Source organism: Agrobacterium tumefaciens (assembly GCF_013318015.2).
GTDB classification, from domain to species: domain Bacteria; phylum Pseudomonadota; class Alphaproteobacteria; order Rhizobiales; family Rhizobiaceae; genus Agrobacterium; species Agrobacterium tumefaciens.
Genome location: NZ_CP115841.1, coordinates 2,489,189 through 2,511,129, shown reverse-complemented (window position 1 = coordinate 2,511,129; position 21,941 = coordinate 2,489,189). Strand labels below are relative to the sequence as shown.

Sequence of the window (21,941 nt, the reverse complement as noted above, 5' to 3'; positions counted from 1 at the left end):
AAGGAGAGCCAGATATGGCTACCGTAAAAGTCGACGCCGCCAACTTCCAGTCCGAAGTCCTCGAATCCTCCGAACCCGTCGTGGTGGATTTCTGGGCCGAATGGTGCGGTCCGTGCAAAATGATCGCGCCGAGCCTTGAAGAAATTTCGTCCGAGCTTGCCGGCAAGGTCAAGGTCGCAAAGCTCAACATCGACGAAAACCCGGAACTGGCTGCCCAGTTCGGCGTTCGCTCCATCCCGACTCTTGCCATCTTCAAGAGCGGCGAAGTGGCTGACATCAAGGTCGGCGCTGCGCCCAAGACAGCGCTTTCGGCCTGGATTTCCGGCGCCGCGTAAGCAATTTTCCATGGAATAAAGAAAAGCCCGGCAGCGATGCCGGGCTTTTTTATTCGGGAGCCGTACCGTTCAATGCAAGCGCGTTTCCGGCAAGATAAAGCGAGCCGCCAATCAGGATGCGCGGCGGCGGCCCTTCGGGATCGAAGCGACGCGATAGCTCGTCCAGCGCCTCGGTCAGCGAAGATGTAGGTGCCGCAACCAGACCGGCATCAAAGGCCGCATGGGCAAGCACGACGGGATCGATCGCGGCATCTGTACCGCCGATTGGAACCGTGAAGACATACTCCGCGATATCGGCGAAAGCCTTGAAATAACCCACCGGATCCTTGGTGTTGATCATGCCGGCAATGATGAAGAGCGGGCGCGGTGTCTTTTCTTCAAACCCCGCCATTGCCTCGGCAATGACTTCGCCCGCGCCTGGGTTGTGACCACCATCGATCCAGATTTCCGCATCCTTCGGAGCGATTTCAGCGATTTTTCCGGTTAGGACACGCTGAAGACGGCCGGGCCATTCCACTGTTGTCATGGCCTTTTCGATCATCCGCTCCGTCACCTCAAAACCGGCAGCCTTGACGGCCCGGATCGCGGCAGCGGCATTGGCAAGCTGGTGGCGACCGGGAAGACGTGGCAGCGGCGCATCGGTCAGGCCGAATTCATCCTGGTAGACCATACGGCCGAATTCTTCATGGGCGGAAAAATCCTGCCCATAGACTGATGCCGGGCAACCAAGACGCTCAGCCGTGGAAACGAGGGTATCCAGCGCCGCATCATACTGCTGATGACCAATGACGACAGGGGAACCCGACTTCATGATGCCGGCCTTTTCAGCGGCAATCAATTCCACCCGGTCGCCGAGATAGGCCTGATGATCGAGCGATATCGGCATGATAACGGAAACGGCCGGGTTGTTGATCACATTGGTCGCATCGAAGCGCCCACCGAGTCCAACCTCGACCACGGCAGCATCTGCCGGATGCTCCGCGAAGAGCAGAAACATCGCGGCGGTCAGAATTTCGAAAACCGTTATCATCTGGCCGCCGTTGGCAGCTTCGATGCGGCGCAGCGCATCCGCAAAGACGGCATCATCGACATAACGGCCTTTTTCGCCGGAAACGCCGATGCGATAACGTTCATGCCAGTTCACGAGATGCGGAGAGGTGTGAACGTGCACGGAAAGTCCTGCCGCCTCCAGTAATGCGCGGCAAAAGGCCGTAACCGAACCCTTGCCGTTGGTGCCTGCGACATGAATAACCGGCGGCAACCTTTTCTGAGGGCTGCCTAGTTTTTCCAGAAGACGGGAAATTCTGTCCAGTGAAAGATCAAAACCCTTGGGGTGAAGCTGCATCAGCTTTTCGATGATCTGTTCGGCCTCGCCGATTGCGGGCTTCGTCATATCTTCTGTTCGCCTTTCAGGCGTTGTATTGGCCATTTGTCCGCCGCACCCGAGATGAAATCATGCAACGTGTAACGTCATCCCGAAGGCGCTTCCCGCCTCCGGGCGACATATTTTTCCGTCAGGCCGAAGCCGCAAGCGGAATGACCGCGTTTGCTTCTGCCGGAGCCTTCGTCATGATCTTGAGAAGGCTTGCCAGCGTATCGGGAATTTCGCGGCGATCGATCACCATATCCACCATGCCGTGCTCCAGCAGGTATTCCGATGTCTGGAAGCCTTCAGGCAGCTTTTCGCGAATGGTCTGTTCGATCACGCGCTTGCCCGCAAAGCAGATTTCGGCGCCCGGCTCGGCAATATGCACGTCGCCCAGCATGGCGTAGGAAGCAGTGACACCACCCGTCGTCGGGTTCGTCAGAACCACGATGTAGGGCATGCCTGCTTCTTTCAGCATATTGACAGCAACCGTGGTGCGCGGCAGCTGCATCAGTGACAGAATGCCTTCCTGCATGCGGGCCCCACCGGAGGCCGGGAACATGACCAGCGGGCAACGCTCGGAAATGGCGCGCTCGAACGCCTTGACGATGGCTTCGCCGGCCGCGATGCCGAGAGAACCGCCCATGAACTGGAATTCATGCACAACGGCAACGATCTTCAGGCCTTTCAGGAGGCCAACGCCGGCAAGGATAGTATCTTCCTGCTCGGTCTTCGTGCGGCTGTCGCGCAGACGGTCGGTGTATTTCTTGGAATCGCGGAACTTCAGCGGATCCTGCGCTACCTTCGGCTGCGGCAAGGCCTCATAGACGCCACCATCGAAAAGATCGACGAGACGCGCCTTTGCCGGCATCTTCATGTGGTAACCGGAAGCGGGAATGACCCACTTGTTATCTTCCAGATCCTTGTGGAAGACCATCTCGCCCGTTTCCGGGCACTTGATCCACAGGTTCTCAGGAACCTCCGGGCGGCGGCCAAGCATGGAATTGATCCGGGGCCGTACGTAATTGGTGATCCAGTTCAACTGACTACTCCTGACTGGGCCGCGCGCTTATTCCGCAGCGGCAAGGCGCGACGCACGCACGCCCGTTGAAAGTCCTTTTACCAGCGTCGTGACGGATGGCACGGTATCGGCGGTTGCCTGCCCGTCCTTCGTCAGACTGCCGGCAATCTGGTTGACGATGGCCGAACCGACCACCACGCCATCCGCCACGGCACCGATCGCTTTGGCATGATCGGCCGTCTTGACACCAAAACCGACGCAAACCGGCAGTTCCGTATGCGCCTTGATACGACCGACCGCGCCTGAGATCAACGAGGGATCGGGCAGTGCGGAACCGGTAATACCGTTCATCGATACGTAATAGACGAAACCTGAGGTATTTTTAAGAACGGTCGGCAAGCGCTTGCCATCCGTCGTCGGCGTGGCGAGACGGATGAAATTCACGCCGCGCGCCAAGGCGGGCACGCAAAGCTCATCATCCATTTCAGGCGGCAGATCGACCACGATCAGACCATCGACGCCAGCCGCCAACGCATCGTCCAGAAATTTGTCGACGCCGTAGATGTAGATCGGATTGTAATATCCCATCATCACGATCGGGGTCGCGTCGTCTTCCTTGCGGAACTCGCGGGCGAGATCGAGCGTGGTTTTCAGCGTCTGGCCGCCTTTCAGCGCGCGCTGTCCTGCCAGCTGGATCGCCGGGCCATCCGCCATCGGGTCGGAAAACGGCATGCCGAGCTCGATAACGTCGGCGCCTGCTTCCGGCAGGGCCTTCATGATGCCGAGCGAGGTTTCGAAATCCGGGTCGCCGCCCATGAAATAGGTAATCAGAGCCGGGCGGTTTTCAGCGCGCAGATCGGCAAAGCGCTTGTCCATACGTGCAGTCATGGTCTTACATTTCCATTCCGAGGAACTTGCTGACGGTGTGGACATCCTTGTCCCCACGACCCGAGAGATTCATCAGGATGATCTCATCCTTGCCCATCTTCGGTGCGCGCTTGATGACTTCCGCCAGCGCGTGGCTTGGCTCCAGAGCGGGAATGATGCCTTCGAGGCGGGTGAGCATCTGGAAGGCGTCCAGCGCCTCGTGGTCCATGATCGGTACATATTCCACGCGGCCGATATCGTTCAGCCAGGAATGCTCAGGGCCGATGCCGGGATAATCGAGACCTGCGGAGATGGAATGGCCTTCCTTGATCTGGCCATCCGCATCCTGAAGAAGGTAGGTGCGGTTTCCGTGCAGAACCCCCGGCGAACCGGCCGTGATCGAAGCGCAATGCTCCTCACCCGAAAGACCCCTGCCGCCAGCCTCGACGCCGACGATACGGACACTCTTGTCATCAAGGAAAGGATGGAAGATGCCGATGGCATTCGAGCCACCGCCGACAGCCGCAATGACCATATCCGGAAGACGGCCCTCCGCCTCCAGCATCTGTGCCTTTGCTTCCTCACCGATGACGGCCTGGAAATCGCGAACCATTTCCGGATAGGGATGCGGGCCGGCAGCTGTGCCGATCAGGTAATAGGTGTCGTCGACATTGGTGACCCAGTCGCGCAGCGCCTCGTTCATGGCATCTTTCAGAGTGCCGTGGCCGGCCGTTACCGGCTTTACCTCAGCGCCCAGAAGCTTCATGCGGAAAACATTCGGCGCCTGACGGGCAACATCCGTCGCGCCCATATAAACGACGCAGGGCAGGCCGAAGCGTGCGGCGACGGTCGCCGAGGCAACGCCGTGCTGGCCGGCACCGGTTTCGGCAATGATACGGGTCTTGCCCATGCGCTTGGCAAGCAGGATCTGGCCAAGGCAATTATTGATCTTGTGCGAGCCGGTGTGATTCAGCTCTTCGCGCTTGAAATAGATCTTGGCGCCGCCCAGTTCGGCCGTCAGGCGTTCCGCGAAATAAAGCGGGCTCGGGCGGCCAGTGTAATGAGCGCCGAGATATTTGAGTTCTGCCTGAAATTCGGGATCGGTCTTTGCCTTGTCCCACTCCGCCTGCAAATCCAGAATGAGCGGCATCAGCGTTTCGGCAACGAAGCGGCCTCCGTAAATGCCAAAACGGCCGTCCTCATCGGGACCGGCGCGGAAAGAATTGGGTGTTGGCGCGTCGTTCACTTCAAGCTCCCTTTGGGCCTTTCGACCAATCATTCACCACATCGAAGAATGCATCAATCATCGCAAGATCCTTGACGCCCGGCGCGCTCTCCACACCGGACGACAAATCCAGTCCGCCAGCTCCGGTTTCGGCCAGAGCCTCCGCGACATTGTCCTTGTTCAATCCCCCGGAAAGCATGTAATCGATACTTCCGTCAAGAGAGCGCAGGATGGTCCAGTCGAAGGATACTCCGTTGCCGCCCGGCAAATCGGAACCCGCAGGCGCCTTGGCATCCAGCAGGAAACGGTCGGCTATGCCTATATAGGGATCAATCTTGGCAAGATCAGCGGCGTCGCGAACGGAAAGCGCCTTCATTACCGGAAGGCCGTAGAGTGCTTTGATGTTCAGCACCCTCTCCGGGCTTTCACTGCCGTGCAATTGCAGAATATCCGGTCTCAGCAGATCAACGATCTCGTCCAGATCATCATTGTCGGCATTGACGGTAACGGCGACAACCTTTGCGGCGCCACGGGCGGCTTCCGCCAGCCTGCCGGCGATATCGGGCTCGATGTTGCGGGGGCTCTTTTCAAAGAAAATAAAGCCGACATGGGAGGCGCCGCGCCTGACGGCACGCTCCAGCGCTTCCGGTGTCTTCAATCCGCAAATCTTGATATCCGGTTTCATACCCGCGACCTGACACGAAATGCGACAAGAGTCGAGCCAAATCGCACCCGTTTTCCATGGAATGTTTCACGTGAATCCAGATGGCGATGCACGCCTCCACTTTCAATCAAAATCGATGGCGTGGAGTTTAGAGCCGTGACGCTTCAGCCATTCCTTGGCTTCCTGCGTATGCGGGCAGAGTTTTTCGCACAGGGCCCAGAATTTCGGGCCGTGGTTCATTTCCCGCAGATGCGCAACCTCGTGGGCTGCGAGATAATCGATGACCTTTTCCGGAGCCATGACGATACGCCACGAGAAACTCAGATTTCCATCATGGGAACACGAACCCCAGCGGCTGCGGGTGTCCTTCATGCTGATGGATCGCACTGGCTTTCCGGCCGCGCTCGCGTGAACCGCAACAAGCCTCTCCAGATCAGCCTTCGCTTCCTTTTTCAAAAACATGGCCACCCGTCTGCGCAGGTGTTCGGGCGCTCCGCTGACTTTCAATACCGCCGTGCCGTCCTCGTCTTTGGAGATATGAGTCAGGCCACGCAGGCTGCCAGTGTGATGGATACGATGGGATACGCCGCGAATATCAACCGACGCACCATGACACAAACCGTCATCTGGGGTGATTTTCGAAAGCTTGCCTTCAATCCAACCCTGATGCCTTTCGAGAAAATCATCCACCTGGCCATGGTGAAGCCCCATCGGGATCGTCAGCTTCATGGCCCGGCCGCCGGGTTCGATGCGCAAGGTGATGCGCGTGGCGCGCGGATTTTCCTTCACCGTAATGGGCACATGACGGCCAGCCACCTCGACGGTGCGTTGGCTGGGCGCTACCTTTTTCGGCGCCGGCGACTTCACGGATTTTCTGAGGAACGAAAACATGGACTGTTCATAGCCGATTCGACACCGGCTTGGCCACGCAAATGCGCGGCATCGCCTGGCTTCCAGCGCTAGACAGTTTGGTTCTTGCGGATGAATTCCACCATGCGCGGCACAATCTCCTTGCGGAAACGCGACCCGTTGAAAACGCCGTAGTGCCCGACGTCGGGCTGCATGTAGTGCCCACGCTTTTCATCGGGGATGTTCCGGCAAAGATCGTGTGCGGCTTTGGTCTGGCCCACACCGGAAATATCGTCGTTTTCGCCTTCCACGGTGAACAGCGCGACGTTACGAATGGCAGCGGGATCGACCGCCCTGCCCCTATGCTGCATGTTTCCCTTGGGAAGCGCGTGTTCGATGAAGACGGTTTCAACTGTCTGCAGGTAGAACTCCGCCGTCAAATCCATCACGGCCAGATATTCATCGTAAAAATCGCGATGCTTCTCAGCGGAATCGCCGTCGTTCTTGACGAGGTTCAGGTAGAAATCCTTGTGTGCGGTCATGTGCTTGTCGAGGTTCATGGACATGAAGCCGGATAATTGCAGGAAGCCGGGATAGACATTCCGGCCAAAAGCCGGCTGCGGCCACGGTACCTGCATGACGACATTGTCGCGGAACCATTCGATTGGCTTGGCCGTGGCCAGACCGTTGACGGCTGTGGGATTGATGCGCGTATCGATCGGACCGCCCATCAGCGTCATGGATGCAGGCGCGAAACCGTCACCATCGGCTTCCATCAGGGACACTGCGGCCAGAACCGGAACCGAGGGCTGACAAACAGCGACCACATGGGCGCCGGGCCCGATCTCGCGCAGCATATCGATGACGTAGCTAATGTAATCGTCGAGATCGAATGTCCCTTCGGTGACTGGCACCATGCGGGCATCGATCCAATCGGTGATATAGATATCCGCGGATGGCAGCAGCGCCTCGACCGTTCCCCGCAGCAATGTGGCGTAGTGGCCAGACATAGGCGCCACCAGCAGCATCTTAGGATCTGGTTTGCGGGCCGCATCGAGTTCTTTTTTGAAATGAACGAGATTACAGAAGGGACGCGACCAGATGATCTCTTCAGTGACGGCAACGGTCCGGTCATCGACGGTGGTAGTCGCCAAACCGAACTCCGGCTTGATGTAACGGCGCGTCAGCCGCTCGAATACCTCAAAGCCTGCGTCGAGGCTTCGCCCGAAGGCGGTGCTGGAAAGCGGGTTCAAAGGATTGCTGCATGCCTGGCGCATCATATCGGCACCGGCGCGCAGTGGCGCCATCGCCGCATGGTTCATTTCATAGAGGTGGTAGAACACTGATTACGCCTCCTCGCGGATCAAGCTCTTTTTTTGACCATAGCAGCTTTTCGCAACTGCACAAAATCGAAGGCGCCGGTGGTTTCCCTCCGGCGCCTCAATTTCAGTTGAACGTTTGTTGATAATCAGATGTCGGCAACGAAGGTCTGTTTCTGGGAACCGAGGCCTTCAATGCCGAGTTCAACGACATCGCCGGTCTTGAGGTAACGCGGGGGCTTCTGGCCCATGCCGACGCCCGGAGGCGTGCCGGTGGAAATGACGTCGCCGGGATGCAGAGACATGAACTGGCTGAGATAGGAAACGACATGCGCGACGCCGTAAACCATGGTCTTGCTGGAGCCGTCCTGCATTGTCTGGCCGTTGACCTTCAGCCACATTCCGAGGTTCTGCGGATCGGTGATTTCGTCCTTCGTGACCAGCCAGGGGCCGATCGGACCGAAGGTGTCGCAGGATTTACCCTTGGTCCACTGTCCGGCACGCTCGGTCTGGAACGCGCGCTCAGAAACATCGTGCGAAACGCAATAACCGGCGACGTAGTCGAGAGCATCAGCCTCAGATACATATTTCGCGGTCTTGCCGATGACGACGCCGAGTTCGACTTCCCAGTCGGTCTTCTCAGAACCGCGCGGAATGACAACGTTATCGTTCGGACCGACGATTGCCGAGGTCGCCTTCATGAAAATGACCGGTTCCGGCGGTACGGTCGCACCGGTTTCAGCGGCGTGGTCAGAGAAATTAAGGCCGATGCAGATGAATTTTCCGGTTCCGGCAACACAAGCGCCAATGCGCTCTTCAGAGATTACGGGAAGAGTGCCGAGGTCGATGGCGGCAATCTTCTTCAGGCCTTCCGGAGAAATGGCTTCACCGCCGATGTCTTTGACATGAGCAGACAAATCGCGGACTTTTCCTTCCGCGTCGAGGATCGCAGGTTTTTCCTGGCCAGGCTGGCCAACGCGCATCAATTTCATGGAACTCTCTCCCGGTTGTCAGACAAGGTGATGCATATATGAACGATACATTCATACTTGTCACCCCTTGACTGCTTCGACTTTCGAAAAATACCTTTTCCCTCCCGACAATCAAAAGGACACGCCCGTGACGAACAGCAATTCCCGGCAATCCGAATATCCAGTCGATCCACTCTTCCTCGATCGGTGGTCTCCGCGCGCATTCGATGGAGATGCGATGCCAAACGAGCATCTGCTGACCATTCTCGATGCCGCGCATTGGGCGCCATCGGCATCCAACCAGCAACCGTGGCGGTTTGTCTACGCGCACAAGGATAGCGAGGATTGGCCGCTCTTCGTGGAACTGCTGATGGAAGGAAACCAGCGCTGGGCAAAAAATGCCTCGGTCCTACTCTTCATCCTTTCCCGCGACCACAATATTTCACGAGAGGGTGAGAAAAAGCCTTCAGCGACCCATTCCTTCGATGCCGGTGCGGCATGGTTTTCACTCGCCATGCAGGCACATCTGCTCGGTTACCACGCCCATGGCATGGCAGGCATATTTAAAGACCAGATCGTGGAAAAGCTTGATGTTCCGGATGGATATAAGGTGGAGGCCGCAGTTGCCATCGGCACATTGACCGACAAGGCTGTTCTTCCTGACGATCTGGCAGAACGGGAAGTGCCCAGCAAACGCCTCCCCCTTTCGGACGTAGCTTTCAAGGGGCGGTTCACCGGCAAGGCCGATTGATATCCGACAACACAGATGACAAAAGGCCCGGCGGAAATTGACCGCCGGGCCTTTCGTTAAAGTTTCGTTTCACGTGAATCGTCACGCGAGACGTCCCACAGGATTAAATGTCGAGATTGGCAACGCTGAGCGCATTTTCCTGAATGAAGTCGCGGCGCGGTTCCACCTCATCACCCATCAGGCGCGAAAACAGGCCGTCGGCATCCGTAGCATCGTTGACCTTGACCTGCAGCAGCGAACGTACATTGGCGTCGAGTGTGGTTTCCCACAGCTGCTCGGCGTTCATTTCACCGAGACCCTTGTAACGTTGCATGGAAAGACCCTTGCGGCCAGCGGCGAAAATAGCATCCAGAAGCGCACGCGGTCCGGCCAGTTCCATAGTGCCGTCCTTGCGTTGCAGAACCGGCGGAGTGACGTAAATATCGCGCGTGCGGGCCGCGAGCTGATCGATATGACGGGCATCGACCGAACCGATCAGGCCCATATCGAGCGTCGAGATTTCCTTGACACCGCGTACCATGCGCTCGAAGCGCAAGCCGCCATCTTCCAGCACCATGCCGGACCAGCCGCGTTCGGTTTCTTCCGCGATCATGTCCAGACGCCGGGCTACTTCGGCAACGGTTTCCTGGGCACGGGCAGCATCGGCCGAAAGCTCGGGGTTCAGGGCGCCGGCAATAGCGGCCTGTTCCACGATGGAGCGGCTGTAGCGGGAATGCAGACCGTCGATCAGCGTGCGCATGCGCACCGCATCGAGAATGACCTCACGAAGGTCAGCGCCGATGCGTACTTCGCCGGAGCCGAGCGTCAGCGACGTATCCTCGATGCCCATCGAGATCAGATATTCTTCCAGCGCCTTCTCGTCCTTGAGGTACTGCACGGATTTGCCGCGCGTCACCTTATAAAGCGGCGGCTGCGCGATATAGAGATGGCCACGCTCGATCAGTTCCGGCATCTGGCGGAAGAAGAAGGTCAACAGCAGGGTACGAATGTGGGCGCCGTCGACATCAGCATCCGTCATGATGATGATCTTGTGGTAGCGCAGCTTGTCTGCGTTGAATTCGTCCTTGCCGATCGACGTGCCGAGCGCGGTGATCAGCGTGCCGATTTCCTGGCTGGACAGCATCTTGTCGAAACGGGCGCGCTCAACGTTCAGGATCTTACCGCGTAGCGGCAGGATGGCCTGCGTTTCGCGCGAGCGGCCCTGCTTGGCCGAACCGCCTGCGGAGTCACCCTCGACGAGGAAGAGTTCGGATTTCGCCGGATCGCGTTCGGAACAATCGGCGAGCTTGCCGGGCAGAGAGGCGATATCGAGCGCACCCTTGCGGCGCGTCAGTTCGCGCGCCTTGCGGGCGGCTTCACGGGCAATGGCCGCTTCCACCACCTTGCCGACAAGGATCTTGGCGTCGGACGGATGTTCCTCGAGCCAGGTGGACAGGGCCTCGTTGACGAGACTTTCCACGACAGGGCGCACTTCAGACGAAACAAGCTTGTCCTTCGTCTGCGAAGAAAACTTGGGGTCGGGAACCTTGACGGAAAGAATTGCCGTCAGTCCTTCGCGGCAGTCCTCACCCTGCAAGCTGACCTTTTCCCTTTTCATGATGCCGGAAGTCTCGGCATAGGATGTCATCTGACGCGTGAGCGCCGCGCGGAAGCCGGCCATATGGGTGCCGCCGTCGCGCTGCGGAATGTTGTTGGTGAAGCAGAGCACATTTTCATGGTAGCTGTCGTTCCACCAGAGCGCGACCTCAACCGTGATGCCGTCCTTTTCGCCATGAATGGCCACCGGCTTGTCCACCAGCGGTTTCTTGGCCCGGTCGAGATAACGCACGAAGGCTTCAAGACCACCATCGTAGAGCAACTCTTCCTGTTTGATATCAGAATGACGCTTGTCGGTGAGCACGATACGAACACCGGAATTCAAAAACGCCAGTTCGCGCAGGCGATGCTCCAGCGTACCAAAATCATAATCCGTCATGGTGAAGGTGTCGGGGCTCGCCAGGAAGGTGACTTCCGTGCCAGAGCGGCCTTCATATTCGCCAATGACCGAGAGCGGAGCATCGGCAACCCCATGGGTGAAGCCGATTTCGTGCAGCTTGCCATTGCGGCGGATTCTGAGCTTCAGCCAAACCGAGAGCGCATTTACGACCGAAACGCCCACGCCATGCAGACCGCCGGAAACCTTGTAGGAGTTCTGGTCGAATTTTCCACCCGCATGAAGCTGGGTCATGATGACTTCCGCGGCGGAAACGCCTTCGGAAGAATGGATATCAGTCGGAATGCCGCGTCCGTTGTCCGTTACCGTCACCGAACCATCGGCGTTGAGCGTTACCGTCACCAGATCGGCATGACCCGCAAGAGCCTCGTCGATGGCGTTGTCGACCACCTCGTAGACCATGTGATGAAGACCGGAGCCGTCATCGGTATCGCCGATATACATGCCGGGCCGTTTGCGCACAGCATCAAGACCCTTCAGGACCTTGATCGAATCGGCTCCGTATTCAGTGTTGGCGCCGACTTCGCTTGACGATGTTTCGGTCATAAGTACTCTTTCCAAAATTTCCTGGCCAAGTTTTCAGTGAGAAGGCCTGAAGCCCGCGAATCACTCAAATCCGACATACGACTATAGAAATTCTACACTCAATCCCAAAGGCCACATGCCTCAGAACGCTGCATAAAGCAGGGGATAGAGGGGTTTCAATCGCAAGAACGGCTTTTTTGTAGCACCGCTGACAGTTCCTCTATCACACTCAGCGGCAGCTTGCGAATATCCCGCGCCAGCCGATTGGCAAAAGCCGTATATTGCGGCGGCAGACCGACCGTGTCGATCGCCACCTTGGGGTCGGAGGAGCCGGCGAGAAAGAACAATTCCTCCGCCTCATCCCAGATGATGTTGAAATATCCGGCGATGCGCTGGAGGAGATCGAAGCTCGGTTTGCCGCGTTTGCCGTGCTCCAGTGCCGAGAGATAAGCGGGGGAAACGCCGATTGCCGCTGCCATCTCCTTCTGAGTCACGCCCTTGCGCTCACGAAGCAGCCGCACGGCTTCTGCAAAGGGCGTCATGATTTTTCACCCTTGCGGCGCGCCAAACGGACATAGAGAGCGCCATCGCCGCCGTGATTGGCGGATGCATCCTCATAGGATGAAATCAAGTAACGATATTCCGGTTTGGCGAACCACATGGGCACGGCCCTTTTCAGCGCACCATCGCTGCCGATGGAGCGACCCTTACCGGTGATGACGAGCACGTGCCGGAGGCCCCGTTCGTGCGCCCGCAATAAAAAATCGAGCAGAACCGCATGGGCTTCGCTCTGAAACATGCCATGCAGATCGATACGGCCTTCCAGCGGCAACCGCCCGCGCGTCAACTTGCGCTTAACCGGCTTTTCCATCGGTTGATGAATTTTTGGCTTCTTGTCCGGCGTAAAGGTCGAAACGTCCACCGGCTCCGCGAGCATCCTAGGGAAGACGGCGTTTGCCGTTTGCGGGACGACAGGTTCCGCCGCGGCTTCCTCGATATCGTCGAAAGCCAGCAAATCTTCCAGCCTGCCGGAGATGGGTCTGGCTGTTCTTGCGACCTTACCCCACAGAATGCGTTCTTCCTTGCCAAGCTTTCGACTGCCCTTCATCGCCGATACCTTTTCGCAGCAACATGCGGCAGCAGCATATAGAAATCGGCGTCGTTGCGCACTGTGCCTGCAAGTTCCCCGGCTTCGAAACCCGAGCCGGTGAAAATGTCGCCGCGTGCCGGGCCAACGATGGCCGAGCCGGTATCGAGCGCCAGCATCAACCGCGCGAAGGGCTTGCCATTATCCAGGTGGGTCAATGACGGCGCATGGATAAAGACGGGAAAACCGAAGGTGTGGATGAGCCTGTCCACCGCAAGCGCCCGCCCCGCGACCAGCGGCACCTTGGCGGCGGCGATCGGTCCCATATCCAGACCGGCAACATCAGCCTCCCGGAAAAAAATATAGGAGCGATTATGCCATAGCACCCCATCCACCTCATCCGGATGGTCGGCGAGCCATTTGCGAATTGTCTGCATCGAGATCGTTTTCGGATCCAGTTCCCCACGATCCAGAAGCAACCGACCGATCGGCGAGAACGGATGCCCGGCCTTGGCGGCATAGGTGATGCGTTTCACCTCTCCATCAGGAAACAGAAGACGGGCAGCACCCTGAACGTGGACGAAAAACAGATCGACCTTCGATCTCGCCCAGGCAATCTCAAGCCCCCTGCCCTGCAGATATCCTTCGTCGATCGCGCGGCGATCGGGAAAATAGGAAATGCCGTCCTCGCCCTCTCTGCCAAAAGCATAGGACGGATCAAAACCGCTCGGGCGATTTTCGTCATCGATATCCACCAGCTCCGGTGGGCGGCGGTAGAGCGGATACTTCCAGACATCGTCGCGGACTGACGATACCTCAAGCTCCGGTTCATAAAAGGCAGTTACAAAACCGCGTTTTCCGCCGGGTGGTGAAATTTTGAAAGGTACACAATTCGTCTCGAAAAACCGGCGGGCCTGCTGGGGACTATCCGCTTGTTCCTCATCGGCCAGTTCCAGAAGCGAGGCCAGTTCGCCGGCGGTGAGACCCAGCGCGCCGGTCCTGTAGGGTTTTGAATTCCGAAGATGTGACAGGATCGTCCGCATCGCCGGAAACAGCTTACGCGGATCATCCTCCTGCCATCCCGGCAGATCACCGAAAGAAACTTCTTCGAACGAAAAGGGCGTATTCATTGCTCGGATTCAGTGGCGATCAGCTTCCAGTTGGGATCGCGCGAGCGGACATCACGCGAGAAGGTCCAGATGTCGTCCACTTCCGCAACCGCATCGGGATCGCCGTCCACCAGCTTGCCATCCTTGTCATAGGTGGCCGAAATCAGCTGGCTGACTATTCTGAGCGTGATCTGCTCTTCGGAATCGCGGATACCGGCCTGGGTGATATCGGCCTTCTCTATTCCCACGAAAGTGGACTTGACCACCTCGCCGCGACTTTCCCGCTCGGAAATGGCCGCCTCGAACCCGTCGAAAACTTCCTTCGACAGAAGGTTCTTCAACGTCTTGCGGTCACCATCGGCAAAACCCATGACGATCATCTCATAGGCCATGCGGGCGCCGTTCAGGAATTCCTTGGGGCGGAAGGTCGGGTCCTTGGTCATCAGCTCGCGCAGGGATGTATTCAAGGCAGTATCGACGGGTGCCAGAGCATCCGCCTCGGCAAAGCGGTTTTCGTCCTCCGCCTCAGAGCGTTTGGGCAGGGTCACGACCTTGTTATCGTCCGTGACGGGGCCTTTCGCGACATCGCGCGGCGTGTAAGGGTCGAATGGCGGCTTCTCATTGCCGGTTCGGCGACCAAGAACGCTGCGCAGCTGAAGAAAGATCAGCACCGCTGCAACGAGAAAAAACAATGTGATAAAGTCGCTAAAGCCCATCTTTTACCAAAACCGCCATTTAAATTCAAAAACCTGAACATCATATAGTCTGCATCTTATCATCATTCAAATGTGCAGATTCAATCATCGGTGTTCTCGGGAACCGGCAATCTGCCAGAGATGCACACGCAAGGCTAGAAGATGCGTTTTTCCTTTCTCCCCATCGTCATCCTGATGATGCCAATCCTGGAAATTGCCGGTTTCATCATCGTCGGCAAGACAATCGGTCTGTGGCTGACATTGGCGCTCGTCCTGTTCACGTCGTTTCTGGGGTTGCTGATCCTGCGGCTCGGCGGCATCGGCATGGTGAGAAATCTTCAGGCCGCAGGTCGTACCGGCGCCCAGCCTGCCGATGAGCTGGTCAATGGCGCCATGCGCGTCGTGGCGGGCATCCTGCTGTTCATCCCGGGTTTCATCACCGATATACTCGGTCTCCTGCTTCTGTCGAAAACGGTGAGACGTTTTTTCTGGAAGATCCTCGGACCCCGCGTCGTCGTGGCCGGTTCTTTTCGCCAGTCGGGTCAACCCGGCGGCCAGACCGGGCCGCAACCCGGTGACTTTTCCGGGTTCAGCAATGGTCAGGGAAATAAGGGTAGCTCCAAGGTCGTGGACCTCGACGAACAGGAGTTTCACCGCGAAGGGCCCAAGGATTCTCCCTGGTCCCAAAAGCCGGATGATCGCAACCTGCCCAAACCCTGAAGCACGGCAAAGGGTTAGGGAGCCGAGAGCACGAGGGTTGTAAGGCTCAAGTCGAAATGATAGACCGCCTTCCACGAAATCACGCCGCGAGGAAACGTAATGACCGCTGAAAATGGCGCACAGGGCGCAGTTAGTCCTTCCCTCAACATTCTTACCCAGTACATCAAGGATCTTTCTTTCGAAAATCCGGGTGCTCCTCGTTCGCTTCAGGCTCGTGACAATGCGCCGTCGATCAACATCAATGTCAATGTCAACGCAAACCCGATTTCGGGTTCGGATTTCGACGTTGTGCTGACGCTGAATGCCGAAGCCAAGGATGGCGACAAGGTTCTGTTTGCAGCCGAGCTGGTTTATGGCGGCGTGTTCCGCATTGCCGGTTTCCCGCAGGAACATATGCTGCCGGTGCTGTTCATTGAGTGCCCGCGCCTGCTGTTCCCCTTCGCACGCCAGATCATCGCCGATGTCACCCGCAATGGTGGCTTCCCGCCGCTGATGATCGATCCGATCGATTTCGCGCAGATGTTTTCGCAGCGCGTTGCCGAGGAACAGGCCAGAGCCAAGGTTCAGGCCGTACCGAACTGAATTGTACGTGACGCCGCTCTTTTTAGAGTTCACACAAAACAAAACCCGGGTTCATCGCCCGGGTTTTTTATTTGACGCTTCTCGTCATTTTTCAACGGCGCATCTAAGCGCCAGGCGCACTTAATTCTGGTAACGGTTCCAGATCGCCTTGTCGCCCATGCCGAGAACGAGCTTGCCGTGCGCCGCGATGGTCTCCGCATCCAGTCTTGATGGTAGAGGATGGGGCCTTTGCAACGGCTCATTCGGGACATCATCATCCTCGATAGTGACCGCTTGCTGTTTGGAGCCGGAACCGAAACCGAGCGCTGTCTGGCGCCCACCAATCATTTCTATGTAGACTTCGGCGAGCAGTTCGGAGTCGAGAAGCGCGCCGTGCTTGGTGCGGTGGGAGTTGTCGATCCCGTAACGTCGGCAAAGTGCATCGAGGGAATTCGGACCCATCGGGTGCTTGCGGCGTGCAAGCGAAAGCGTATCCGTCACCAATTCAGATGAGACCGGCGCAATGCCGAGGCGGGCAAATTCCGCATTGATGAAACCCATGTCGAATGTCGCATTATGCGCCACCCAGCGGGCACCTTCAAAAAATTCGCGGATTTCGTCGACGACTTCGGCGAATTTCGGCTTGTCTTTCAGGAAGTCGTCGGTGATGCCATGCACCGCAAGCGCGTCCGGGTGAACCTTGCGATCTTCCGGGTTGATATAAATATGCAATGTGCGGCCGGTCGGAAAATGGTTGTTGAGCTCGATGCCGCCGATTTCGATCACGCGGTCTAGTTTCGATTCAAGGCCTGTGGTTTCCGTATCGAAAATGATCTCACGCATTTTTCTCTCCGTTGCCCGAACCGGCACTTAGTCTCTGCAGAATTTCTCTTACCTGATCCCATGCCGCTTCGACACCATTTCCGCTATCGATGATAAAATCGGCGCGCCGGCGCTTTTCGGCATCGGGCATCTGCCGGGCCAATATCATTTCGAATTTCTCTTCCGTCATGCCGGGACGGGACAAAACCCGCTGGCGCTGTATTTCCGGCGCGCAACTAACAACGACTACTTTATCGACCCTCGTTTCCCCGCCGGTTTCAAACAGTAGCGGGATATCGAGAACGGCGAAATTTTGATTTTCCTCTCTCGCCTTACGGAGGAAAGCTTCCTGTCTTTCACGAACAAGCGGATGGACGATTGCTTCCAGCTTTCTAAAATTAGCCGGATTCTCCCTGAGGATGTTAGCGAGTTCAAGACGGTCGACCGTGCCGGAAATGGTCGTGCCCGGAAAGGCGGCTTCGATCATCGGCACGGCTTCTGCTGAATAGAGGTCGTGCACGACCGCATCAGAATCGAGAACCGGTATCCCTTCCGCGGCAAACAGTTTCGCCGTGGTCGTTTTTCCCATTCCGATCGAGCCGGTGAGACCGATGACGATCATCAATGTTTCTCCATATCCTCAATGATGAGGGAACGAAGAGTGTCATCAACTTCCGGCGTTTTGCCGAACCATTTTTTAAAGCCGGGTTTTGCCTGATGAAGGAGCATGCCAAGCCCATCGACCGTCGCAATACCCTGTGTCTGCGCCATCTGGAGGATGGGGGTTCTCAACGGCACATAGACGATATCGGTTACAACAGCACTTGCAGCGAGCGGCGAAAAATCAATCTCGGGCGCTTCCGTTCCGTCCATACCCAGCGATGTCGTGTTCACAAACAACCCGGCGTCCTGCATGACTTCATGAAGTGCGCCCTGAGGATGAGAAAAAACCCGTGCACCGAAACGGTCGGCCATTTCACGGGCACGTTCGACCGTGCGGTTCAGGACGTGGATTTCGGCAATGCCGCGGTCCCGCAGCGACTGAACGACGGCCCTGCTTGCACCGCCGGCTCCGAACACCACCGCCCGGTCGGTTTTCTCCCATCCGGGATGGCGCTCATCGAGATTGGAAACGAAGCCATAGCCATCCGTGTTGGTGGCATGCAGCCTGCCCTCTTCCATCCAGACGGTATTGGCTGCACCCAGTTCCTCCGCCAGCTCATCGGGACTGTCCGCCAACTTAAAGGCCGCTTCCTTGTGCGGAATGGTGACGTTGCCACCCACCGCTGCACCAGGTCCCTGTTCTTTTAGTGCCGAGATGAAATCGGGGAAGTCATCGGGGGCAACCTCAATGGCCTTATAGGAGCCGGGTATCCCGAATTTTTTCAGCCAGTAGGAATGGATGATCGGTGACCGGGAGTGCTTGATCGGATAACCGACAACGAAGGCGTTTATAGTTAATGTTTCACGTGAATCAGCCATCGATGACATCCATGTCGCGCAGTTTCATTAAGAGAGGCAGAAGCGGCAGGCCAAGAATGGTGAAATAATCCCCCTCTATCGAAGTAAATAGCTGGATTCCTTCGCCCTCGAGCTGATAGGCACCGACACTGGTCAAGGCCTTTTCACCCACGCGTTGCAGGTGGCGGGAGACGAATTCGGCGCTCAAAGTTCGCACCGAAAGCTCGGCACTGGAGATCGTCTGCCATACGACATCACCCCCGCGGGCAAGAACGGCTGCACTGTTCAATCGATGAACCTTGCCGGATAATGAGAGCAAATGTGCTTCGGCTTCGGCCATGGTTTTTGGCTTGTGGTACACCCGGGCACCGAGCGCCATCGTCTGGTCGCATCCAAGAACGAGTGCTTGCGGATGCAGGGCACTTACCGCGAGCGCCTTGGCCTTGGCCAGTTCCAGCGCAACCTCTTCCGGCTTTGCGCCATTTTTTTCCAGCTGCTCGTCGAGCGCGCGCTCGTCAATATCCGCCGGGATCGCCGAAAATGTCAGCCCCGCATTGCGCATCAACATCTGACGGGATGCGCTGGACGAGGCGAGGATCAACTCTTGTTTCATCGACTATCTGCTCCGAATGGTGCGATCCGGATTATCGTGTCCTCGGGCGAAGGGCAAGGATTGCCGCGGCCGTTTCCTCTATGGAGCGGCGTGTAACATCGATCAGCGGCCAATTGTTACGGGCACAGAGCGCACGCGCATATTTCAGCTCTTCCATGATGGTGGCGCGATCCGTGTAGCGTCCGCTGTCAAATCCGCCAGTCGCACCGAGTTCCCGGTTTTCACGAACCTGGGATATGCGGTCCGATGTCGCGACAAGACCAACGATCAGAGGACGGGTGGCGGCATAAAGGCTTTCCGGCAACGGCACGTTTGGAACGACCGGTATATTGGCGGTCTTTATGCCTCTGTTGGCGAGATAGATGCTTGTCGGTGTTTTCGACGTTCGACTGATCCCAATGATGACGATATCGGCTTCGTCATAGCTTTCCGGCATTTGCCCGTCATCATGGTCCATCGCAAAATTGAGCGCTTCGATCCGGGCGAAATAATCCGCGTTCAGCGCGTGCTGCGCCCCGACCCGCCGTCTCGAAGGTGCGCCTAGATAGGTCTGGAAAATGCCGATGATCGGCTCGAGGACGTTGACGCAGGGCACCCCGATCGCGTGGCAGCGCAAATCCAGGAACTCGGCCAGCTGCTGATCCACGATCGTATAAAGAACGATGCCCGGTTCCTTGTCGATCAGATCCACCACCTGGGCGAGCTGCTTCTGGTTCCTGATCATCGGATAAACATGTTCCACCGGCATCGAAGCGTGGAACTGCGCCGAGACGGCACGACCGGCCGACATGAGAGTCTCTCCTGTTGAGTCCGAAATCAGGTGCAAATGGAAGAAACTTTTTTTGTTCTCCACGCTGTTTTTCTCTCGCTGTTGATAAACCGGGACAAACTTCCGAATTGTTCCGCGGGCCGAGCCGCCTCGTGGATAAAGTGGGTTTTTTCCACAATCCGCAAGTGGCGTCCTTGCTATCAGGCATGCCTGTGAATTGTCTGGAAACTCTGAACTTGTTCAAAACTGTCCACAGATGATCCACAGGCAACGGCTTCAAAGGATATAACTTAAATATCTGAAAATATTATATAAATATCTATTATCCAATTTATTGCGATGAAGCGATGAAATGCCGTGTTCAGGTCTTGGCGCTTACACCCGACTGCGGCATATCGACTGGAAAGATTTTAATCCTTGCTACTCACCGACTCTAAGAAATAGAAAATCTTTTAAATCTCTTAGATTTTATTTTTTGGAAGTTGGGTGGCATGAGCGAGCGCAAGGTTTTAAAGGTGTTGAACGGGCAGACGGTCACACCTCCGCCCATATGGCTGATGCGGCAGGCAGGGCGTTACCTTCCGGAGTACAGGGAAACGCGAAAGAACGCCGGCAGTTTCCTCGATCTCTGTTATAATCCCGAACTGGCAACCGAAGTGACCCTTCAGCCCATTCGCCGGTTCGGTCTTGATGCAGCTATCCTCTTTTCCGATATTCTGGTGATACCGGATGGGTTTAATCGCAATGTTTCCTTCAGCGAGGGAAAGGGTCCGGCCATGGATCCGATCGATGTGGATGGCATCGACAGGCTGGATGCGAGCAATGTGATTGCGCATCTTTCACCCGTTTTCGAAACCGTCTCACGTTTGCGCCATACCTTGCCGGATGAGACGACGCTTCTCGGTTTTTGCGGTGCGCCCTGGACGGTCGCAACCTACATGATTGCCGGCCACGGAACGCCTGATCAGGCGCCGGCGCGGTTGTTCGGTTATCGGGAGCCGGCAGCTATGGAAAAGCTTCTTGCCTTGCTGGCTGAGGTTTCCGCCGACTACCTTGTGGCGCAGATTGATGCCGGCGCCGATGCGGTGCAGATTTTCGATTCCTGGGCCGGGGTGCTCGGCGAGAGGGAATTCGAGGAATATGCGGTAAAACCCGTCGCCCGTATCATCGCTTCGGTGCGCGCTCGCCGCCCCTCCGCGAAGATCATCGCCTTCGCCAAGGGGGCCGGTTATCTTTTGAAGGATTATCGCCGCAAAACAGGCGCAGACGCCATCGGCCTCGACTGGTCGGTGCCACTCGGTTTCGCAAGGGACTTGCAGAAGGAAGGCCCGGTACAGGGCAATCTGGACCCCATGCTGATGGTGGCGGGTGGCAAGGCTCTGGAGGACGGTATCGACGCTGTGCTGCAGGCTCTGGGACAGGGCCCGCTGATCTTCAATCTCGGCCATGGCATCACGCCGCAGGCCGATCCGGAAAACGTTGCAAGGCTGGTGCAGCGGGTGCGTGCCGGCGGAGCCGGGGCATGAGCGGCGAGAAGCAGACCTCCGCCCGCTCAGGAAACAGGGCTGCCCTTCGCGCAGGTATGGCGCTCGGTGTCTTTGCCGCTTTTGTCGCTTTGTTGTTTTACGCCGATCCGGCCGATCTCTATCTGTGGATCAAGGCGCTTCATATCATCGCGGTGATTTCCTGGATGGCGGCGATTTTTTACCTGCCGCGCCTGTTCATTTACCACACCGATGCACCCACCGGTTCGCAGCAATCCGAAACCTTCAAGGTGATGGAACAGCGGTTGATCAAGGTCATCATGAACCCGGCGATGATGATCAGCTGGATATTAGGGCTTTATCTCGCATGGTCGGTTTATGGTTTTTCCGGCGGCTGGCTACATGCGAAAATCGCACTGGTGGTGCTACTAACCATCGCCCACGTCTATTTCACCCGCAGTGCCAAACGGTTCGCCCGGGATGAAAATATCAGGCCTGCCCGTCACTGGCGGTTGATGAACGAGGTTCCGACGGTACTGATGATCCTCATAGTCATACTTGTGGTTGTGAAACCCTTCGGTTAAGAGGTCGCAACGATAAATTTCGCGGAATTCGTGCTTTCCTCTTGCAGTAGCCCTATTCAATCGCTATTTTCGGACCACTCATCTCGTGGCATGTGAATTATTCAGTCATCTGCGGCTTCTCCCTCAGCATCTGATTCGCGAACACGCCCT

24 protein-coding genes are annotated in these 21,941 nt (G+C 57.0%); 6 read left to right on the top strand and 18 right to left on the bottom strand.

From position 1 onward, the window contains the following. Window positions 1-14 precede the first annotated feature (14 nt). Window positions 15-335 carry a thioredoxin gene (trxA, locus tag G6L97_RS12235; protein ID WP_003516334.1) on the top strand — a complete coding sequence of 107 codons (321 nt, stop codon included), beginning with the start codon at window positions 15-17 and terminating at the stop codon, window positions 333-335. Window positions 336-384: 49 nt separating this feature from the next. Here trxA and G6L97_RS12230 read toward each other — a convergent pair whose 3' ends face one another. The 8 genes from G6L97_RS12230 to G6L97_RS12195 form a co-directional block, all read right to left on the bottom strand. Then, window positions 385-1,764 carry a bifunctional folylpolyglutamate synthase/dihydrofolate synthase gene (locus G6L97_RS12230; protein ID WP_174002930.1) on the bottom strand — a complete coding sequence of 460 codons (1,380 nt, stop codon included), beginning with the start codon at window positions 1,762-1,764 and terminating at the stop codon, window positions 385-387. Window positions 1,765-1,849: 85 nt separating this feature from the next. Continuing rightward, window positions 1,850-2,743: an acetyl-CoA carboxylase, carboxyltransferase subunit beta gene (gene accD / locus G6L97_RS12225; protein ID WP_013635186.1), complete on the bottom strand. Its 894-nt coding sequence runs from the start codon at window positions 2,741-2,743 to the stop codon at window positions 1,850-1,852. A gap of 27 nt (window positions 2,744-2,770) precedes the next feature. Then, window positions 2,771-3,610, bottom strand: coding sequence for a tryptophan synthase subunit alpha (trpA, locus tag G6L97_RS12220; RefSeq protein WP_003516338.1), 840 nt, complete (start codon window positions 3,608-3,610; stop codon window positions 2,771-2,773). A 4-nt stretch (window positions 3,611-3,614) separates the two neighbouring features. After that, window positions 3,615-4,835, bottom strand: coding sequence for a tryptophan synthase subunit beta (trpB, locus tag G6L97_RS12215; RefSeq protein WP_038489230.1), 1,221 nt, complete (start codon window positions 4,833-4,835; stop codon window positions 3,615-3,617). 1 nt (window position 4,836) lies between these two features. Continuing rightward, entirely contained in the window at window positions 4,837-5,499 is a 663-nt protein-coding gene (locus G6L97_RS12210) for a phosphoribosylanthranilate isomerase (protein ID WP_038489227.1), read from the bottom strand. 102 nt (window positions 5,500-5,601) lie between these two features. Then, window positions 5,602-6,369, bottom strand: coding sequence for a M48 family metallopeptidase (locus G6L97_RS12205; protein WP_038489224.1), 768 nt, complete (start codon window positions 6,367-6,369; stop codon window positions 5,602-5,604). Window positions 6,370-6,437: 68 nt separating this feature from the next. Further along, entirely contained in the window at window positions 6,438-7,670 is a 1,233-nt protein-coding gene (locus G6L97_RS12200; RefSeq protein ID WP_111782510.1) for a polyhydroxyalkanoate depolymerase, read from the bottom strand. Between the two features lie 125 nt (window positions 7,671-7,795). After that, a complete protein-coding gene (locus tag G6L97_RS12195) occupies window positions 7,796-8,638 on the bottom strand; it encodes a fumarylacetoacetate hydrolase family protein (RefSeq protein WP_019565943.1) in 843 nt (280 codons plus the stop codon). A gap of 127 nt (window positions 8,639-8,765) precedes the next feature. Here G6L97_RS12195 and G6L97_RS12190 point away from each other — a divergent pair, with 127 nt between their 5' ends. Beyond that, window positions 8,766-9,368, top strand: a complete 603-nt coding sequence (locus tag G6L97_RS12190) for a nitroreductase family protein (RefSeq protein ID WP_025594729.1) — start codon at window positions 8,766-8,768, stop codon at window positions 9,366-9,368. 103 nt (window positions 9,369-9,471) lie between these two features. Here G6L97_RS12190 and gyrB read toward each other — a convergent pair whose 3' ends face one another. The 5 genes from gyrB to G6L97_RS12165 form a co-directional block, all read right to left on the bottom strand. Beyond that, complete coding sequence (gene gyrB / locus G6L97_RS12185; protein WP_003516345.1) at window positions 9,472-11,907, bottom strand: DNA topoisomerase (ATP-hydrolyzing) subunit B; 2,436 nt, start codon at window positions 11,905-11,907, stop codon at window positions 9,472-9,474. Between the two features lie 155 nt (window positions 11,908-12,062). Beyond that, the gene (locus G6L97_RS12180; protein WP_003516346.1) at window positions 12,063-12,428 is read right to left on the bottom strand and encodes a helix-turn-helix domain-containing protein; all 366 of its coding nucleotides are present in this window, start codon (window positions 12,426-12,428) and stop codon (window positions 12,063-12,065) included. Beyond that, window positions 12,425-12,994, bottom strand: coding sequence for a Smr/MutS family protein (locus G6L97_RS12175; protein WP_003516347.1), 570 nt, complete (start codon window positions 12,992-12,994; stop codon window positions 12,425-12,427). Before G6L97_RS12175 ends, G6L97_RS12180 begins: the two co-directional genes overlap by 4 nt. Further along, a complete protein-coding gene (gene mltA, locus G6L97_RS12170) occupies window positions 12,991-14,103 on the bottom strand; it encodes a murein transglycosylase A (RefSeq protein WP_111782511.1) in 1,113 nt (370 codons plus the stop codon). The genes G6L97_RS12175 and mltA overlap by 4 nt, the downstream gene beginning before the upstream one ends. Continuing rightward, entirely contained in the window at window positions 14,100-14,798 is a 699-nt protein-coding gene (locus G6L97_RS12165) for a Tim44/TimA family putative adaptor protein (protein WP_003516349.1), read from the bottom strand. Before G6L97_RS12165 ends, mltA begins: the two co-directional genes overlap by 4 nt. A 141-nt stretch (window positions 14,799-14,939) precedes the next feature. On the opposite strand from G6L97_RS12165, the gene G6L97_RS12160 reads away from it, so the two are divergent. Together G6L97_RS12160 and secB are read left to right on the top strand one after the other, a co-directional pair. Next, the gene (locus G6L97_RS12160; RefSeq protein WP_065705053.1) at window positions 14,940-15,497 is read left to right on the top strand and encodes an FxsA family protein; all 558 of its coding nucleotides are present in this window, start codon (window positions 14,940-14,942) and stop codon (window positions 15,495-15,497) included. A gap of 99 nt (window positions 15,498-15,596) precedes the next feature. Beyond that, window positions 15,597-16,079, top strand: coding sequence for a protein-export chaperone SecB (gene secB / locus G6L97_RS12155; protein ID WP_003516359.1), 483 nt, complete (start codon window positions 15,597-15,599; stop codon window positions 16,077-16,079). A gap of 120 nt (window positions 16,080-16,199) precedes the next feature. On the opposite strand, the gene dnaQ is transcribed toward secB, so the two are convergent. Genes dnaQ through G6L97_RS12130 form a run of 5 tightly spaced genes read right to left on the bottom strand, consistent with a single transcriptional unit; the run spans window position 16,200 to window position 19,807 of the window. Then, window positions 16,200-16,901, bottom strand: coding sequence for a DNA polymerase III subunit epsilon (gene dnaQ / locus G6L97_RS12150; protein ID WP_003516361.1), 702 nt, complete (start codon window positions 16,899-16,901; stop codon window positions 16,200-16,202). Continuing rightward, the gene (gene coaE / locus G6L97_RS12145; RefSeq protein WP_111782512.1) at window positions 16,894-17,502 is read right to left on the bottom strand and encodes a dephospho-CoA kinase; all 609 of its coding nucleotides are present in this window, start codon (window positions 17,500-17,502) and stop codon (window positions 16,894-16,896) included. Before coaE ends, dnaQ begins: the two co-directional genes overlap by 8 nt. Further along, the gene (locus G6L97_RS12140) at window positions 17,502-18,362 is read right to left on the bottom strand and encodes a shikimate dehydrogenase (RefSeq protein WP_111782513.1); all 861 of its coding nucleotides are present in this window, start codon (window positions 18,360-18,362) and stop codon (window positions 17,502-17,504) included. The genes coaE and G6L97_RS12140 overlap by 1 nt, the downstream gene beginning before the upstream one ends. Then, a complete protein-coding gene (locus tag G6L97_RS12135; protein ID WP_111782514.1) occupies window positions 18,355-18,954 on the bottom strand; it encodes a Maf-like protein in 600 nt (199 codons plus the stop codon). Before G6L97_RS12135 ends, G6L97_RS12140 begins: the two co-directional genes overlap by 8 nt. A gap of 31 nt (window positions 18,955-18,985) precedes the next feature. Then, window positions 18,986-19,807 carry a pyruvate, water dikinase regulatory protein gene (locus G6L97_RS12130; protein ID WP_111782515.1) on the bottom strand — a complete coding sequence of 274 codons (822 nt, stop codon included), beginning with the start codon at window positions 19,805-19,807 and terminating at the stop codon, window positions 18,986-18,988. A gap of 407 nt (window positions 19,808-20,214) precedes the next feature. Here G6L97_RS12130 and hemE point away from each other — a divergent pair, with 407 nt between their 5' ends. Next, entirely contained in the window at window positions 20,215-21,249 is a 1,035-nt protein-coding gene (gene hemE / locus G6L97_RS12125; RefSeq protein WP_111782516.1) for a uroporphyrinogen decarboxylase, read from the top strand. After that, window positions 21,246-21,791, top strand: a complete 546-nt coding sequence (gene hemJ, locus G6L97_RS12120; protein WP_026330887.1) for a protoporphyrinogen oxidase HemJ — start codon at window positions 21,246-21,248, stop codon at window positions 21,789-21,791. The genes hemE and hemJ overlap by 4 nt, the downstream gene beginning before the upstream one ends. The last annotated feature ends 150 nt before the right edge of the window (window positions 21,792-21,941 follow it).